Here is a 15,287-nt window from a genome sequence, read left to right as displayed (position 1 = left end):
GATACCGAACGCGCCGTTTTCTTTCACCAGTTGAGATTGTTTTGCCGGATGTGCACCCGCACTCCGGCCCACTGGTGTGGTGGACGTCCCCTCAGGGTGAGTTATCGTGTACGCGGGGTAAAAACAAACGGCATGACCCGTACATTTTCTTCCCGGGAGAGTTCAGCCGATGGCGAGGCAGTTGCGAGCCGAGCAGACCCGCTCGACGATCATCACGGCCGCCGCTGACCTGTTCGACCGTCGCGGCTACGAATCGACCAGTCTCAGCGACATCGTGGAGCACGCTCAGGTCACCAAGGGTGCCCTGTACTTCCACTTCGCCGCAAAGGAGGATCTCGCCCACGCGATCCTCGAACTCCAGTCCCACACCGCCCGCCGGCTGGCCGACGAGACCGACCACCGCGGCCACACCTCCCTCGAGGCGCTGATGCGCCTGACGTTCGGCATCACCCGCATGTCCGTCGAGGATCCGGTCCTGCGGGTGGGGCTGCGGCTCGCCACCGGAGGAATCCGGCCCCGACCGCCGCTGAGCCATCCCTTCACGGAGTGGCTGGACATCGTCACGGCCCGGCTCGTCGCCGCGGTCAAGGAGGCCGACGTCCACCCGGACATCGACATCGACGTCGTGGCCCACTCCCTCGTCTGCTTCTTCGTCGGCACCCGGGTCGTGGGCCGCTCCCGCGAGCCCGTCGACCGGCAGCCACGCCGGACGGCGGAGATGTGGAACATACTCATCCGCAGCCTGGTCCCGGTGACGCGACGCGCTCGCTACCTGAGTCTGGCGGCCCGTCTGGAGCGGGAACTCGCACCCGTCTGACAGAGCGGCCGCCCCCATGGGCCCCGCGCGCTACGGTGATCCGCATGCCCGACACCGCATCCGCGCCCGTGCTCCTCGGCAACCAGCCGGGCTCCTTCCCCCACAGCGTGCTGGCCGAGCGGCACCCCGCGATCATCCGCCAGGTGCGCGAGGCCTTCCCCTACGAGCCCCGTCAGCACCGCGCACTCGACGAACTGCTGGTGAACTGCACCAAGGGCGAGATCGAACCCCTCCCCGCCGACGCGCACGACCGGGACCTCTGGGAGGCCTGGGGAGTGCGCGAGTACGCCGGCCGGTCGTGGTTCGACGTGCCGTGGCTCTGGTCCGAGAGCTGGTTCTACCGCCGGCTGCTCCAGGCTGTCGGCTACTTCGGCCCCGGCCCCTGGCAGGGCATCGACCCCTTCCGGCCGTTCAAACTGGCCGAACTCGACTCCCAGGAGACCGACGAGGAACTGGCCGCCCTCGACGACCTCGCGGACCGGTCCGCCGAGGAACAGGACCGGGCCCTGCTGCACGGTTCGCTCTGGGGAAACCGGGCCGACCTCGGCTTCCGGCTCTCCGCCGAGGGCGCGCGGACCGCGGCCGCCGCGCCCGGCCTGGTGGCCGACGACAGCGACCGGCTGTGGGGCCTGCTCTCCGGCGCGGGCGAGGCGACGCTCTGCCTGGTCGCCGACAACGCGGGCCGCGAACTCGTCCCCGATCTCCTCCTCATCGCCCACCTGCTGGCCACCGGCCGCATCGGACGGGCCGTCCTGCACGTCAAGCCGTACCCCTACTACGTCTCCGACGCCACCACCGCGGACGTCGTCGACGCGCTGCGCCGCCTCGCCGGCGGCCGGGGCGCGGCGGCCGCACACGGACGGCAGCTGTGGTCCGCCCTGGCCGACGGCCGGCTCGTCCTGCGCGCCCACCCCTTCTCCAGCGCCCCGCTGCCGTACCACGAGATGCCGGGGGACCTGCGCGCCGAGTTCGCCTCCGCCACGCTCACGATCGTCAAGGGAGACCTCAACTACCGCCGTCTGGTGGGCGACCGGCTATGGCCCCCGACGACTGACTTCACGGACGTCACCGCGTACTTCCCCGGCCCGGTCGCCGCCCTGCGCACCCTGAAGTCCGACGTGATCACCGGACTCGACAGCCGTATGGAGGCCGAGCTGGTCGCCGCGGAGGACCAGCGCTGGCGCACCAGCGGCACGCACGCCCTGATCCAGGTGCACAGCCCCGGGTAGGCCGGCCCCCACCCGTTCGACGGGAACTCCCGTACATCCAGCCGCGATTCACGCGATGGTGTGATCATGTCCCGCCCCGCGGATGCCGCCGCGGGGCGCCGGGTAGGGCCCGGCCATGACGCAGCCGTTCGAACTCCCGCCCTTCTACATGCCGCACCCCGCGCGGCTGAACCCCCATGTCGACGAGGCCCGGACCCACTCGACGCGGTGGGCGCGCGAGATGGGCATGCTGGAGGGGTCCGGCGTCTGGGAGCAGGCCGACCTCGACGCGCACGACTACGGCCTGCTGTGCGCCTACACCCATCCCGACTGCGACAGTGCGGCCCTCTCCCTCATCACCGACTGGTACGTGTGGGTCTTCTTCTTCGACGACCACTTCCTGGAGAGGTACAAGCGCAGCCAGGACCGCGTCGCCGGCAAGGCCCATCTGGACCGGCTGCCCCTGTTCATGCCGCTGGACCTGTCGGCTGCCCTGCCGGAACCGGAGAACCCGGTGGAGGCGGGCCTCGCCGATCTGTGGGCGCGTACGGTGCCGAAGATGTCCCAGGACTGGCGCCGCCGCTTCGCCGTCGCGACCGAGCACCTGCTCAACGAGTCCCTGTGGGAGCTCTCCAACATCAACGAGGGGCGGATCGCCAACCCCGTCGAGTACATCGAGATGCGCCGCAAGGTGGGTGGCGCGCCCTGGTCCGCCGGGCTCGTGGAGTACGCGACCGCCGAAGTGCCCGCGTCGGTCGCCGAGTCCAGGCCGCTGAGGGTGCTGATGGAGACGTTCTCCGACGCCGTGCACCTGCGCAACGACCTCTTCTCCTACCAGCGGGAGGTCGAGGACGAGGGCGAGAACAGCAACGGCGTGCTCGTCCTGGAGACCTTCTTCGGCTGCACCACGCAGGAGGCCGCGGACACCGTCAACGACGTCCTCACCTCCCGGCTCCACCAGTTCGAGCACACGGCGTTCACCGAAGTGCCCGCGGTGGCCCTGGAGCAGGGGCTCACCCCGGACGAGATCGCGGCAGTCGCCGCGTACACCAAGGGGCTGCAGGACTGGCAGTCCGGCGGCCACGAGTGGCACCTGCGCTCCAGCCGCTACATGAACCGGAACGCGACGCGCGGCGGCGGCCCGTGGCCGGGCTGCAGCGGCCCGGGCACCTCCGCCGCCGACGTACGCGCCCTGCTCGCCTCGGCCGGCGCCGAGCGTGTGCGCGCCTACACGCACGTGCCGTACCAGAGGGTCGGACCGGCGCGGATCCCCGACATCCGCATGCCGTTCCCGCTGACGCTCAGCCCGCACCTCGACGCCGCCCGCCGCAGCCTGAAGGAGTGGGTGACCCGGATGGGCATCCTCGCCGAGGGCGTCTGGGACGAGGACAAGCTCCGCGCCTACGACCTCCCCCTGTGCTCGGCGGGCCTCGACCCGGACGCCACGCCCGAGGCCCTCGACCTCAGCGCGCAGTGGCTCGCCTGGGGCACCTACGGCGACGACTACTACCCGCTCGTCTACGGCCACCGCCGCGACCTGGCCGCCGCCCGCCTGACCACGGCACGCCTGTCGGACTGCATGCCGGTCGCCGGGGAGGAGCCCCTGCTCCCGGCCAACGCCATGGAGCGCGGCCTGGTGGACCTGTGGCGGCGCACCACCGCCGGTATGACGCCCGCGTCGCGGCAGACCCTCAAGGACGCGATCGACGCCATGACCGAGAGCTGGGTGTGGGAGCTGTCCAACCAGCTCCAGAACCGTGTCCCCGACCCGGTCGACTACCTGGAGATGCGCCGCGCCACCTTCGGCTCCGACCTCACCCTGAGCCTGTGCCGGATGGGCCACGGCCCGGCCGTCCCGCCCGAGGTCTACCGCAGCGGACCGGTCCGCTCCCTGGAGAACGCGGCGATGGACTTCGCGTGCCTGCTCAACGACGTCTTCTCGTACCAGAAGGAGATCGAGTACGAGGGCGAGATCCACAACGCGATCCTCGTCGTGCAGTCCTTCTTCGGCTGCGACTACCCGGCCGCCCTCGGCGTCGTGCACGACCTGATGAGCCAGCGCATGCGGCAGTTCGAGCATGTGGTCGAGCATGAACTGCCCGTCCTCTACGACGACTTCCAGCTGACCGACCAGGCGCGTGCCGCCATGGGGGACCATGTGACGGACCTGCGGAACTGGATGGCGGGCATCCTGAACTGGCACCGCGAGGTGGACCGCTACAAGGCCGAGTGGCTGGCCCGGCGTGCCCACGGCTTCCTACCGGGCCGGCCGCCCGCCAGGCCCGTGCCGGCTCTCGGCTGAGACGGCGCGGCGCACCGGTCGCATCCGGCGCCGGTCAGTCTCACTCGTTCGTGGCTCGTCGTGCGCCGATGTCCCGGGTAGGGCTCCCACCGTGATCGTTCCGCATCAGCCGGCGGCGATCCGCACCATCCGGAGGGGAGCCATGGAACAGACCGCGCTGCGACCCAAGCCGATGCCGGGTCAGGAGCCCGACGGGGCGGCGCCGGCCGCCGGGGCCGGACAGCCTGTCCGCCTGCGGCCGCACGGGCGCCGCCGGGCGGGACGGCGACTGCTCAACGTGCTGTTCGCCGGGTTTCTCGGCGCGGCCCTGGTCCTGTCCGGGGTCGGCCTCGGCGCGATGGGCGTCACGCTGATCGGCAAGGGCGGAGTCATCGAGCCGCGATGGCGCTCCACGCCGTCGCGTTCCGGCCCCTCGCCGTCCGCCGCCGCGGTGGTGCCCGCCACCGCGACGCTGGGCGTGCAGGTCATGGACGCGAGGAAGCCGGGAGCCCGGGTGGTCGGCGTCCATGTTCCCGGACCGGGGCACTCGGCGGGCCTGGTACGGGGCGACATCCTGCTCGCCTTCGGCACGACCCGCATCGACACGGCCGCCGACCTGGCCCGGGCCGTCGCCCGCGCCCGGCCCGGCTCGGAGGTCAGGCTGACGGTCCGGCACCGCGGCGGTGGCTATCAGCAGCTGACGGTCGTACCGGCCGTGGTCGCGTGACCCCGGGAACCACCTCGTCAGGTGACCCCCTCGTCCCGCGTCGTCCAGCACATGGAAGGCGAGCCCGGGCGGCGCCTCCCGGTCGGCGGCCGGCTCGCCCTCCCAGGGCAGGAGCAGCGGCCGGTACACGTCAGGCAGCGGGTGGCGCAGTGCCGACGGCGGGTGGTGGAAGGCGAGCAGGGCCGGGAGGCCGTCGTCCGCGATGTCACCGGTCACCAGCAGCGCGCCCACCCGCTCCGGCAGCTCCCACAGCCGGTCGCGCACCCGCTCGGCGCGCTCCGTCGCCCGCGGGCTCCCGTCCAGACGCAGATCGCTGATGTGCGCCAGTACGAGCACGGTCGTACGCCCCCTCACACCTAATGGCTAATGGATGTCATGCGTGTAGGCGTTAGCCGGCTGCCTGAGTGATCCTCCGCTCCCGGGAGCCGGGCCCGGGCCGAGTTCGCAGATGGCTCGCGCCGCCCCCTCCGGCGGGGCAGGATGCTGCCCGTAGCCCCTTCGTCCGCCCTGGGAGGCCCGGATGACCGGAAGCACGGCCGCGTCCTTCACCGCCGACGACTACCGGGCCCGCATGGAGCGCGCCGCGCGGGAGGCCGCCGAGGCCGGTCTCGCGGGTCTGCTGGTGGCCCCGGGACCGGACCTGGTGTGGCTCACCGGCTACACACCCCCGGCCGTCACCGAACGGCTCACCCTGCTGGTTCTCACCGCGGGCCATGACCCCGTCCTCGTCGTCCCGGCCCTGGAGGCCCCGGACGCCCGGAGGGCGGCCGGTGCGCCCGCCCTGACCCTGTGCGACTGGGCCGACGGCAAGGACCCCTACACCGCCGCCGCCACCCTGCTGGACGCCTCCGGCCGGTTCGGCATCAGCGACAACGCCTGGGCCCTGCACCTGCTGGCGCTCGGGAAGGCGATGCCCGGCAGCTCCTACACCTCGCTCACCGAGGCCCTGCCGATGCTGCGCGCCGTCAAGGACGCGGCCGAACTGGACCTCATGACGGCCGCGGGAGCCGCCGCCGACGCGACGTTCGAAGAGATCCGGAAGGTCCGCTTCGCCGGGCGCCGGGAGGCCGAGGTGGCCGCGGATCTCGACCGGCGCTTGCGCAGCCACGGGCACCAGACGGTCGATTTCACGATCGTCGCCTCCGGCCCCAACGGCGCCGACCCCCACCACGAGGCGGGCGACCGTGTCATCGAACGCGGCGACATGGTCGTCCTCGACTTCGGCGGTCTCAAGGACGGCTACGGCTCCGACACCTCCCGCACCGTCCACGTCGGCGAACCCACCGAGGAGGAACGCCGCGTCCACGACGTCGTGCGCGCGGCGCAGGAAGCGGGCTTCAGCGCCGTGCGGCCGGGCGCCGCCTGCCAGGACGTCGACCGGGCCGCCCGGGCGGTCATCGCCGACGCCGGTTACGGCGAGTACTTCATCCACCGCACCGGACACGGCATCGGCGTCACCACCCACGAGCCGCCCTACATGATCGAAGGCGAGGAGCAGTCCCTCGTGCCCGGCATGTGCTTCTCCGTGGAACCCGGCATCTACCTGCCCGGCCGGTTCGGCGTGCGCATCGAGGACATCGTGACCGTCACCGAGGACGGCGGACGGCGCCTGAACACCACCTCCCGCGAGCTGGTCATAGTGGAGTGACGCCACCGATGTCCCCCACACGCCTCCCCGACGACAACGGCGCGACCATGACCCAGGCACCGACCCCCAGCGCGGACACCGTCCGCGCACTCGTCCGTTCCCTGCTCGACGACGGCAAGGGCGGCAAGGAGACCCGGCAGGGCGGCGGCCCCGAGGTCCGGCCCGCCACCGCCGGCGCCGAACCCGCCACCTGGTGGGTCGGCACCCGCCATGTGCTGCGCCTCGCCCCCGACCGCGAGGCCACCCTGCGCCAGCGCCGCGAACTGCGCCTGCGCGACCTCGTCCGCCCGCACGTCCCGGTGACGGTTCCGGCCAGCGTGGCGCACGGCGAATGGGCGCCCGGGCTGACCTACACGCTGGACACCAAGGTGCCGGGCGGCTCGGGGGAGGAGCACGACGTGTCCGCCGTCGGTGAGACCGACCTGGCCGGACTGCTGGCGGGACTGCGTGAGGTGCCGCTGCGGCAGGCCGAGGGCATCGGCGTGCCACGGACCGCCCCGCGCTCCCTGGAGGCGCTGCGCCGGTCCGCAGCGCGCACCGCGGAAGGACTCGCGGCGGCCGACGAGTTCGACGCCGCCCGCCTGAACCAGCTCACCGCGGCCGCCGCCGCACAGCTCGCCGCCCAGCCCGGCTCGATGGTCCTCACCCACCACGCCCTCACGGGCGGGCACCTCGTGGTCAGCGCCGACGGACGGGTGCGCGGCGTCCTCGGCTGGGCCGATGCGGCCGTCGGCGACCCGGCCGAGGACATCGCGGGCCTCGCCCTCGCCGTCGGCTCGCCCGCCGCGGTCCGCGCCGCCACCCTCGCCGGCTACGGCGCCCGGCCCTGCCTGCGCGGCCTGTGGCTCGCCCGCTGCGACAGCGTCGCCCGTCTCGCCGAGGCCCTCACCGGCCGGGACACCGCCCGGCTCACCCCCGCGAGGACGCAGCTGCGCCACGCCTGGGAGCCGATCCTGCTGGAACGCGTGTCGGACCTGCGGGACACGGACGACGCCCTGTAGCGGGCTCCGGCGGCAGGGCCTGGGCGTGGTCGCCGCGGGCGGGGCGTCGCGTCATTCCTGCAACAGCACCACACCCGACTCCCCGGGCACGTGCACCACCCCGTCCGCCCCGGGGGCCGCCACCGGCTCCCAGGCGGCCAGGACGCGCGCGTGCGGGACGCCGAGTGCCAGTGCCGCCGGTTCCCGCGCGAGGTTCACCGCAACGAGGACGTCCCCGCGCCGGAAGGCGATCCAGCGGCGCTCCTCGTCGTAGGCCACCTTGGTGTCGGCGAGATCCGGATCGGTGAGGTCGGGCTGCTCGTGGCGCAGGGCGAGGAGCTGCCGGTACCAGGCCAGCACGCGCGCGTGGGGCTCGCGCTCCGGCTCGGACCAGTCGAGGCAGGAGCGGTCCCGGGTCGCCGGGTCCTGCGGGTCGGGGACGTCCTCCTCCTTCCAGCCGTGCGCAGCGAACTCCCGCCGCCTGCCGCGCCGTACCGCGTCCGCGAGCTCCGGGTCGGTGTGGTCGGTGAAGAACTGCCAGGGCGTGCCCGCCGCCCACTCCTCGCCCATGAAGAGCATCGGAGTGAACGGCGCCGTAAGGATCAGCGTGGCGGCGCAGGCCGCCAGCCCGGGGGAGAGCAGGGCCGAAAGCCGGTCCCCCTGGGCGCGGTTGCCGACCTGGTCGTGGGTCTGGCCATAGCCGAGCAGCCGGTGTCCGGCCACCCGCGTACGGTCCAGGGGGCGTCCGTGGTGCCGCTCGCGGAAGCTCGAGTACGTACCGTCGTGGAACCAGCCGCCTGTCAGGGTCTTGGCGAGGCCGCCGAGGCCGGCCCGCGCGAAGTCGGCGTAGTAGCCCTGCGACTCGCCGGTCAGAGTGGTGTGCAGGGCGTGATGGAAGTCGTCGTTCCACTGCGCGTGCACACCGAGGCCGCCCTCGGCGCGGGAGGTGATGAGCCGCGGGTCGTTCAGGTCCGACTCGGCGACCAGGAACAGCGGCCGGTCCACCTCGGCGGCCAGGGCGTCCACGGCCGTCGACAGCTCCTCCAGGAAGTGCAGCGCGCGCGTGTCCACCAGCGCGTGCACCGCGTCCAGGCGCAGCCCGTCGAGCCGATAGTCGCGCAGCCACGCCAGCGCGCTGCCGACGAGGTACGCGCGCACCTCGTCCGAGCCGGGCGCGTCAAGGTTGACCGCGGCGCCCCAAGGTGTGTGGTGGGTGTCCGTCAGGTACGGCCCGAAGACGGGGAGGTAGTTGCCCGACGGGCCGAAGTGGTTGTGCACCACGTCCAGCACCACGCCCAGCCCGAGCTCATGGGCCCGGTCGACGAAGCGTTTCAGCGCCTCGGGCCCGCCGTACGGCTCGTGCACCGCCCACAGCGAGACGCCCTCGTAGCCCCAGCCGTGCGTGCCCGGGAAGGGGCACAGCGGCATCAGTTCCACGTGGGTCACGCCCAGTTCGGCGAGATGCCCGAGCCGCTCGGCCGCCGCGTCCAGAGTGCCCTCGGGCGTGTACGTCCCCACATGCAGCTCGTAGAGCACCGCCCCCGGCAGCGGACGCCCCCGCCACGGCGCACGCCACGCGTACCGCTCGTGGTCGACGACCGCGCTCAGTCCGTCCGGCCCGTCCGGTTGCCGCCGCGAACGCGGATCGGGCAGCACCGGACCGTCGTCCAGCGCGAAGCCGTACCGGGACCCGTCCCGCGCGTCCGCCTCACCCCACCACCACCCGGGCCGCTCCGGATCGCGCTCCAACGCCCGTGTGACGCCGTCGCACTGGAGCGTCACACGGCCGGCCTGCGGTGCCCACACCTCGAACTGCACGGACGGTTCCCCTTCGTCTGCTCACCGTGACGTAGCCCGTCCATGGTGCGTCAATCGAGATCAATCCGCCGGTGCATCCGCCCATTTGCGGCGGGTGTCGCCCGGTACGAGCCCGTGGCGGCCGTTCTCCCGGTTCCTGGACAGCCCGGCCGCCCTGCCCGACAATCACCGGGTGACGTCGTCCTTCGAGTTCAACACGTACCCCGCGCGGCTCTCCGACGCGGAGCGCGACAGGGCGCTGAAGGTGCTCCGCGACGGCGCCGCCATGGGCCGCCTGTCCCACGACACGTTCGTCCGCCGCATGGAACTGGCGCTCGCCGCCCGCCGCCCGGACGAACTCGCCGTGCTCACCGCCGACCTGCCCACCGAGAGCCGGTTCTCGCGCGTCGTGTTCGGCACCGTCGAGGCGATCTCCGGGTTCACCGTACGGCTGCGCGGTGCCTGGCGGGCCGAGCGGCTGCCCAAGCTGCTGCTGCCCCACCCGGCGCACGGCCATCCGCTGCGCATAGGCCGCGACCCCGCCAGCGGACTGCGCCTCAACCACGAGACGGTCTCCCGGGTGCACGCCGAACTCCGCCATCAGGGCGGCATGTGGGTGCTGCGCGATCTCGGTTCCACCAACGGCACCACGGTGAACGGCCGGCGCGTCGTCGGCGCGGCGGTGGTCCGCGAGGGCGACCAGGTGGGCTTCGGACGGATGCTGTTCCGGCTGTCGGCCGGCTGACCGAAACGAAGCCCCACCCAAGCTCTGGCCTGGGCATTACCAACCGTCGCCATCATGGGGATGGCCGAAAAAGCTTTGCGGCACACCGTGTTGACGTACCCCTGAAGTCGTGACTGACTGTGCGTACACCATGCACAGGTGGTGAAGCGACGGCACCGCAACGGGGAGGTGTGCCCTGCCGCCACTCCCGCGCTACCCGACCGTCGACGAACTGGCCGCCCGGGCCGCCGCCCTCGTCGCCCGCCACCCGCGAAACGCCCGGCTGCGCCGCATCGGCACCTCCCGCGCGGGCACACCCATGTGGCTGCTCTCCGTCGGCCACGGCAGCCGCCAGGCCCTCGTCGTCGCAGGCCCCCACGCCAACGAACCGGTCGGCGGCGCCACCGTGCTGCGCCTGGCCGAGCGGGCGCTGGCCGACCCGGGGCTCACCGAGGACGCCGACGCCACCTGGAACCTGCTGCTGTGCCTCGACCCGGACGGACTGCGCCGCAACGAGGGCTGGCTGACCGGCCCGTACACCCTGGGCCGGCACTTCCGGAACTTCTTCCGGCCCGGCTTCCTGGAGCAACCCGAGTGGCTGCCCGACGGCGCGGCCGGCGCCACCCTGCCCGAGACCCGCGCGCTCCTCGACATCCAGGACGAACTGCGCCCGTTCCTCCAGTGCTCCCTGCACGGCGTCGACGTCGGCGGCGGCTTCGTGGAACTCACCCACGACCTGCCCGGCCTCGCCCAGCGCCTCGCCCGCACCGCCGCCCGGCTCGGCATCCCCCGCGAACTCGGCGCCTACGACGCCCTGTACTGGCCCGGCCTCGGAGCGGCCGTGTACCGGATCCCGCCGCCGCGCCGGGCCGGGCTGGCCGCGGCCATCACGGAGGCCGCCGTCGAGTCGACGTGGTACCACCCGCACCGGCACGGCACCGTCACCGCGGTGGTCGAGGCGCCCATGTGGGGCGTGACGGCCGTGGCGGACGGCTCCCCGCCCGCGGACCGGGACGCCGTACTGCGTTCCGTGAGCCGCACCCTGCGCCACGACACGGCGACCCTGCGGGGCCTGCTGGCCCGGCTCCGGCCGCACCTCGCCGCCGTGCCCGACGCGGCGCGGCTGCTCGCCCCGGTCGACGACTACGCACTGGTCTGCCCCGGCCTCGCCGACGCCTGGGACCCGGACACCGGCGACGGCGCGGCCCACCACCTCCCGGCCCTGACCACCGCTCACCTGGCCGCCCTGCGCATCTCCGGGCGGCGGCTGGCGCTGCGCACCGCCGGGCTGCTGCACCAGCTCGTGCGGGCCACCGGGCACGACCCGGTGGGAGCACTGCCGGAGCTGGACCTGCTGATCGACGAGTGGTGCGCCGACTACCGCGACGGCTGGGGGGCGCGCTGGATCCCGGTGGCCCGCCAGGCGGAGTACCAGGCACGCGTGGTGCTCTCCGCCTTCGAACTGGCTCTGCGGCACCCTCCCGCGCGCACACCCGCCGGCGAGCCGGAGCGGGGTTCGGGAGCAGCCGTGCCGTAGCTGGCCCGGGGCGGTCGCCTACTGCGTCTCCTCGCGTGCGTGCAGCGCCGCCGTCACCACCGTGCGGGACTGGTGCTCGACCTGGTTCTCCAAGGGCACCCAGCGGGCGCGGAAACGCTCCGCGAAGGCATCGCTCCAGGTCGCGACGAGCTCCTCGAGCTGCTTCGCCGCCCGGTCGTCGGTACCCCGCAGCACCCGCAGCAGCATGGCCGCCGCCCGCAACGGCACCCGGCGCGCGAACGCGTCGACGCTGCCGACGTACGCCCTGGTGCGGTCCGCCGGCGGCGTGTGGACCAGGTCGTCGGCCAGCCCCGGCACCAGCTCCAGACCCCACCGGGCGGCCCGCAGCAACGGCCCGTCCAGGCCGTCGAGCCGGGGCAGCGCGCCGTCGAGCACCCGCGTCACCTCCCGCGCGTCCCGCCGAAGCCGGTGCGCGAGCCGCCCGATCGCCGCCGCCGGAGCCGGATGCGGAGCCGGGTCGTCCACCAGGTCGCTCGCCCACATCGGGACCTCGACCACCGCCGTCAGACCGCCGTACCGGTGGGCGTGGAACCAGGTGCTGTGCCGTGCGTCGTCCGGCAGGCTCGGGTACGCCGGTCCGACGCCCGGCGCGGGCATCACGTGCACCCCCGGACCCGAGGCGGGCCAGCCCGCGGCGTCCGAGGCGCCCGTCTCGACGGGGATGTGCAGCTCCGCCGCCGACTTGGCGAACGGCTCGGCGAGGCCCGGCACGTCCTTCGTCAGCTGTACCCAGCTGCCGCCCAGGTCCGTGCCGTGCAGGGTCACCTGGAGGTAGGGGCGCAGCTCGTCGATGACGCCGGTCAGGGCCCGGGTCTCGGGCGGCAGCCGGTCGGGCGGCAGCAAGGACGGCGCCCACTCCGGCTGCTCCGGGCCCGCGGGACGGAAGAAGCCGAGGTGGTAGTCGAACAGGCTGCGGGGAGCCGGTGTCACGTGCAGGCTCGCCCCGTCGGGGTCCGCGCACAGCAGGAAGTGCCAGGAGATGCCGTCACGCAACTCCCGCTGCTCCAGCACCCGCCGGGCGACCGCGAGCAGCGTGCAGGAACCCGTCGGCTCGTTGGCGTGGGCGCCGGCGACCACCAGCACGGCGCGGCGGGCACGGCCCACCGACAGCAGGTGCAGGGGCCGGCCCGCACGCGAGGTACCCACTTGCCGCAAGGCGCAGACGCCGGGCCGCTGTGCCGTCAACCCCCGGGCGGCACGGACCAGTTCGGTCACCGTCGGATAGCGCAGCTCCGGCAGGACACTCACCGTTCCCAAGATCTGAGCGGGAGTGAGTCCTGCTGCCAGGGCTCATGCTCAGCCGGACACCCCGAACGGTGTCGGGTGGGGCGGGGTTCCTCACGCCCCGGGGCCACCGAGCCGGCCTGGGCGGTCCGATGCCCTTGCTCATCACTCCGCTGGGCAGGGGGCGGTGCCGTCCGTCGCCGGATCGGGTGTCCCAGGCCGCGCCGGCCGATCGCCACGGCCGCCGCGTCGTGGCGGGTGGTGGTGCGGTTGGGGGTGGCCGACCCGGTCCACCGCGAGGACGACTCCACCGTCAGAGCCCGCTCACGCCCGGCCCACAGCTCACTGTCGTGCTCCAGCCCGGCCGCACACCGTGCCTTCACGTCCCGGGAAGCGAACGAGCCCAGACGGTCACCGATCAGGCACAGCACGCGTTCGTCCTCGGTGGTCAAGTGCTTGAGCCGGTCACGGACCGCAACCCCGCAAGGGCCAGGCACCACGAACGGCGCCCCGGTCTCCTTCAGCCCACCCAATCCCCTCACCCCCGCTCAGCGCCAGCCGACCAATCCCTCAGCACGTCTCAACGACCCCGATAGGTAAAGGCCCGCCAGCAGTTCGAACCCCTGTCGGATCCGCCCGAGTTCGCAGTCGCAGTACCCCACGGCCGTGGTGCGGTGTCAAGGGCACAGCGGGGGAGGCTCCAGGGGGCGCCCGGAAGCATGGCGCGCACTGGGCGGCAGACCCGCGGGCACGGTGAAAGGCACCCCCTTACGCCTACTGCTGGTGCAGCCCGCGTCCCGCTAGGGTCAGGAACGCCTCGCCGACCGCCTCCGACAGGGTCGGGTGCGGGTGGATGTGCCGGGCCACGTCGGACGGCTCCGCGTCCCAGCCGACGACCAGCTGGCCCTCGGCGATCATCTCCGACACGTGCGGGCCCACCAGGTGCACGCCCAGCACGCGACCGCCGGTCTCGGTGACGACCTTCACCATGCCGCCCCGCCCGTGCACCATGCCCTTCGCCACGGCGGTCAGCGGCATGCTGTTGGCCGTCACCTCGTGCCCGCGCGCGCGTGCCTCCGCCTCGCTCAGACCCACGGCCGCGGTCTGCGGCGACGAGTAGGTGACCCTGGGCACGGCCGCGTAGTCCACGGGGGCGGACGGCACACCCGCCAGCGTCTCGGCCACCAGCAGCCCTTCCGCGAACGACGCGTGGGCCAGCCCCGGCGACGGCGGCGGCAGCAGGTCGCCGACGACGTGGACGCCGGGCACGGCCGTCTCCAGCCGGTCCCAGTCGGCCGGCACGACGAAGCCGCGCTCGTCCGTGGTGAGACCCGCGGCCGCCACGTCCAGTCCCTCGGTGACCGGGGCCCGCCCGACGGCCACCAGCAGCCGCTCGGCCTCGACGGCGAGGGTCTCGCCCCGGGCGGTGCGCACACGGGCGCGTACCCCGTCGCCGAGGAGCTCGGCGTCCAGCAGTCGCGCGCCGGCCCGGACGTCGATGCCGCGCTTCTTCAGACCCCGGGTCAGATGACGGCTCACATCGGCGTCCTCGAGCGGTACGATCCGGTCGGCGGCCTCCACGAGGGTGACCTCGGCGCCCAGGGAGCGGTGGAACGAGGCGTACTCCACGCCGATCGCGCCGCCTCCGAGCACCAGCACGGACGCCGGGAGCCCGGGCGCGAAGAGGGCGTCGTCGCTGGTCACCACGCGCCGCCCGTCGGGCACGAGTCCGGGGAGCGTGCGCGGCCGGGAACCGGTCGCGAGCACCAGACCGCGGCGGGCGGTGAACTCGGCGCCCTGCTCGTCCACCCGTATCGACCGTGGTCCCGTCAGCCGGGCGCTGCCTCTCACCACCCGCACACCGGCGTGCGCGAGATGGGCCTCCACGCCCCGGTGGTTGCGGGCCACGATGTCGTCGCGCGTGGCCACCAGGGCCGGCCAGTCGACGGTCTCCAGCGTCGCCTTCACACCCCAGCGCTCACGTGCCTCGGCGATGCCGTCGACGAGTTCGGCCGCGTGCAGCATCGCCTTGCTCGGGATGCAGCCGCGGTGCAGACAGGTCCCGCCGACCTTGTCCCGCTCGACGAGCACGACCTCCAGACCGAGGGCCGCGGCGCGCAGGGCGGTGCTGTAGCCGCCGGTGCCGCCGCCGATGACGATCACGTCCGTTGCGTTCCTGCCGTCTGCGTTCCTGCCGTCTGCGTTCCTGCCGTCTGCGTTTCTGCCGTCTGCGTTCATGGCCTCAGACTCCGCCCGGGCCTTGCCATGAGTCCAAGGCAATGTTCTTGTGGAATCGATGCAGGGCGTTTATGGGTTCGGGGGA

The 15,287-nt window shown here is 73.3% G+C and carries 12 protein-coding genes and 1 pseudogene; 8 read left to right on the top strand and 5 right to left on the bottom strand.

Annotation, left to right across the window (positions count from 1 at the left end; genetic code table 11):
* Window positions 1–169 precede the first annotated feature (169 nt).
* From IE212_RS11445 to IE212_RS11430, 4 genes are all read left to right on the top strand, one after another.
* Window positions 170–817 carry a ScbR family autoregulator-binding transcription factor gene (locus tag IE212_RS11445; RefSeq protein WP_190197647.1) on the top strand — a complete coding sequence of 216 codons (648 nt, stop codon included), beginning with the start codon at window positions 170–172 and terminating at the stop codon, window positions 815–817.
* Window positions 818–861: 44 nt separating this feature from the next.
* Window positions 862–2,046, top strand: a complete 1,185-nt coding sequence (locus IE212_RS11440; RefSeq protein ID WP_190197646.1) for a damage-control phosphatase ARMT1 family protein — start codon at window positions 862–864, stop codon at window positions 2,044–2,046.
* A gap of 115 nt (window positions 2,047–2,161) precedes the next feature.
* The gene (gene cyc2 / locus IE212_RS11435; RefSeq protein WP_190197645.1) at window positions 2,162–4,327 is read left to right on the top strand and encodes a germacradienol/geosmin synthase Cyc2; all 2,166 of its coding nucleotides are present in this window, start codon (window positions 2,162–2,164) and stop codon (window positions 4,325–4,327) included.
* 142 nt (window positions 4,328–4,469) lie between these two features.
* Complete coding sequence (locus IE212_RS11430; protein ID WP_190197644.1) at window positions 4,470–5,033, top strand: PDZ domain-containing protein; 564 nt, start codon at window positions 4,470–4,472, stop codon at window positions 5,031–5,033.
* 30 nt (window positions 5,034–5,063) lie between these two features.
* On the opposite strand, the pseudogene IE212_RS34880 reads toward IE212_RS11430, so the two are convergent.
* Window positions 5,064–5,369 (bottom strand): annotated as a pseudogene (locus IE212_RS34880) (hypothetical protein); the annotation flags it as partial.
* A gap of 184 nt (window positions 5,370–5,553) precedes the next feature.
* On the opposite strand from IE212_RS34880, the gene IE212_RS11420 reads away from it, so the two are divergent.
* Together IE212_RS11420 and IE212_RS11415 are read left to right on the top strand one after the other, a co-directional pair.
* Complete coding sequence (locus tag IE212_RS11420; RefSeq protein WP_190197642.1) at window positions 5,554–6,681, top strand: aminopeptidase P family protein; 1,128 nt, start codon at window positions 5,554–5,556, stop codon at window positions 6,679–6,681.
* Window positions 6,682–6,728: 47 nt separating this feature from the next.
* Window positions 6,729–7,682, top strand: a complete 954-nt coding sequence (locus tag IE212_RS11415) for an aminoglycoside phosphotransferase family protein (RefSeq protein WP_190197708.1) — start codon at window positions 6,729–6,731, stop codon at window positions 7,680–7,682.
* A 51-nt stretch (window positions 7,683–7,733) separates the two neighbouring features.
* Here the strand turns inward: IE212_RS11415 and treZ are convergent, their stop codons facing one another.
* A complete protein-coding gene (gene treZ, locus IE212_RS11410; RefSeq protein ID WP_190197641.1) occupies window positions 7,734–9,479 on the bottom strand; it encodes a malto-oligosyltrehalose trehalohydrolase in 1,746 nt (581 codons plus the stop codon).
* Between the two features lie 172 nt (window positions 9,480–9,651).
* Here treZ and IE212_RS11405 point away from each other — a divergent pair, with 172 nt between their 5' ends.
* Both IE212_RS11405 and IE212_RS11400 read left to right on the top strand, forming a co-directional pair.
* Window positions 9,652–10,203 (top strand): FHA domain-containing protein, encoded by a 552-nt coding sequence (locus tag IE212_RS11405; protein WP_190197640.1) that lies wholly within the window; start codon window positions 9,652–9,654, stop codon window positions 10,201–10,203.
* 175 nt (window positions 10,204–10,378) lie between these two features.
* Window positions 10,379–11,719: a M14 family zinc carboxypeptidase gene (locus IE212_RS11400; protein WP_190197707.1), complete on the top strand. Its 1,341-nt coding sequence runs from the start codon at window positions 10,379–10,381 to the stop codon at window positions 11,717–11,719.
* A gap of 18 nt (window positions 11,720–11,737) precedes the next feature.
* Here the strand turns inward: IE212_RS11400 and IE212_RS11395 are convergent, their stop codons facing one another.
* The 3 genes from IE212_RS11395 to lpdA all read right to left on the bottom strand — a co-directional run bounded on the left by IE212_RS11395 (window position 11,738) and on the right by lpdA (window position 15,202).
* Window positions 11,738–12,988 carry a M14 family zinc carboxypeptidase gene (locus IE212_RS11395; RefSeq protein ID WP_190197639.1) on the bottom strand — a complete coding sequence of 417 codons (1,251 nt, stop codon included), beginning with the start codon at window positions 12,986–12,988 and terminating at the stop codon, window positions 11,738–11,740.
* On the bottom strand, window positions 12,985–13,497 hold the full coding sequence (locus IE212_RS35610) for a hypothetical protein (RefSeq protein ID WP_373301376.1): 513 nt from the start codon (window positions 13,495–13,497) through the stop codon (window positions 12,985–12,987). Before IE212_RS35610 ends, IE212_RS11395 begins: the two co-directional genes overlap by 4 nt.
* Before the next feature lie 241 nt (window positions 13,498–13,738).
* Entirely contained in the window at window positions 13,739–15,202 is a 1,464-nt protein-coding gene (lpdA, locus tag IE212_RS11390; protein WP_373301375.1) for a dihydrolipoyl dehydrogenase, read from the bottom strand.
* Window positions 15,203–15,287 lie beyond the last annotated feature (85 nt).

Origin of the sequence: Streptomyces djakartensis (assembly GCF_014651075.1) — a bacterium.
GTDB lineage: Bacteria > Actinomycetota > Actinomycetes > Streptomycetales > Streptomycetaceae > Streptomyces > Streptomyces djakartensis.
The sequence above is the reverse complement of the archived record's forward strand: the minus strand, read 5'-3'. Positions and strand labels throughout refer to the sequence as shown.

Bases quoted from the DNA above. Each gene is read 5' to 3' on its own strand.
- IE212_RS11440 (WP_190197646.1), top strand. From the start codon at position 862: ATGCCCGACACCGCATCCGCGCCCGTGCTCCTCGGCAACCAGCCGGGC.
- IE212_RS11430 (WP_190197644.1), top strand. From the start codon at position 4,470: ATGGAACAGACCGCGCTGCGACCCAAGCCGATGCCGGGTCAGGAGCCC.
- cyc2 (WP_190197645.1), top strand. From the start codon at position 2,162: ATGACGCAGCCGTTCGAACTCCCGCCCTTCTACATGCCGCACCCCGCG.
- IE212_RS11445 (WP_190197647.1), top strand. From the start codon at position 170: ATGGCGAGGCAGTTGCGAGCCGAGCAGACCCGCTCGACGATCATCACG.
- lpdA (WP_373301375.1), bottom strand. From the start codon at position 15,202: ATGAACGCAGACGGCAGAAACGCAGACGGCAGGAACGCAGACGGCAGG.
- IE212_RS11420 (WP_190197642.1), top strand. From the start codon at position 5,554: ATGACCGGAAGCACGGCCGCGTCCTTCACCGCCGACGACTACCGGGCC.
- IE212_RS11415 (WP_190197708.1), top strand. From the start codon at position 6,729: ATGACCCAGGCACCGACCCCCAGCGCGGACACCGTCCGCGCACTCGTC.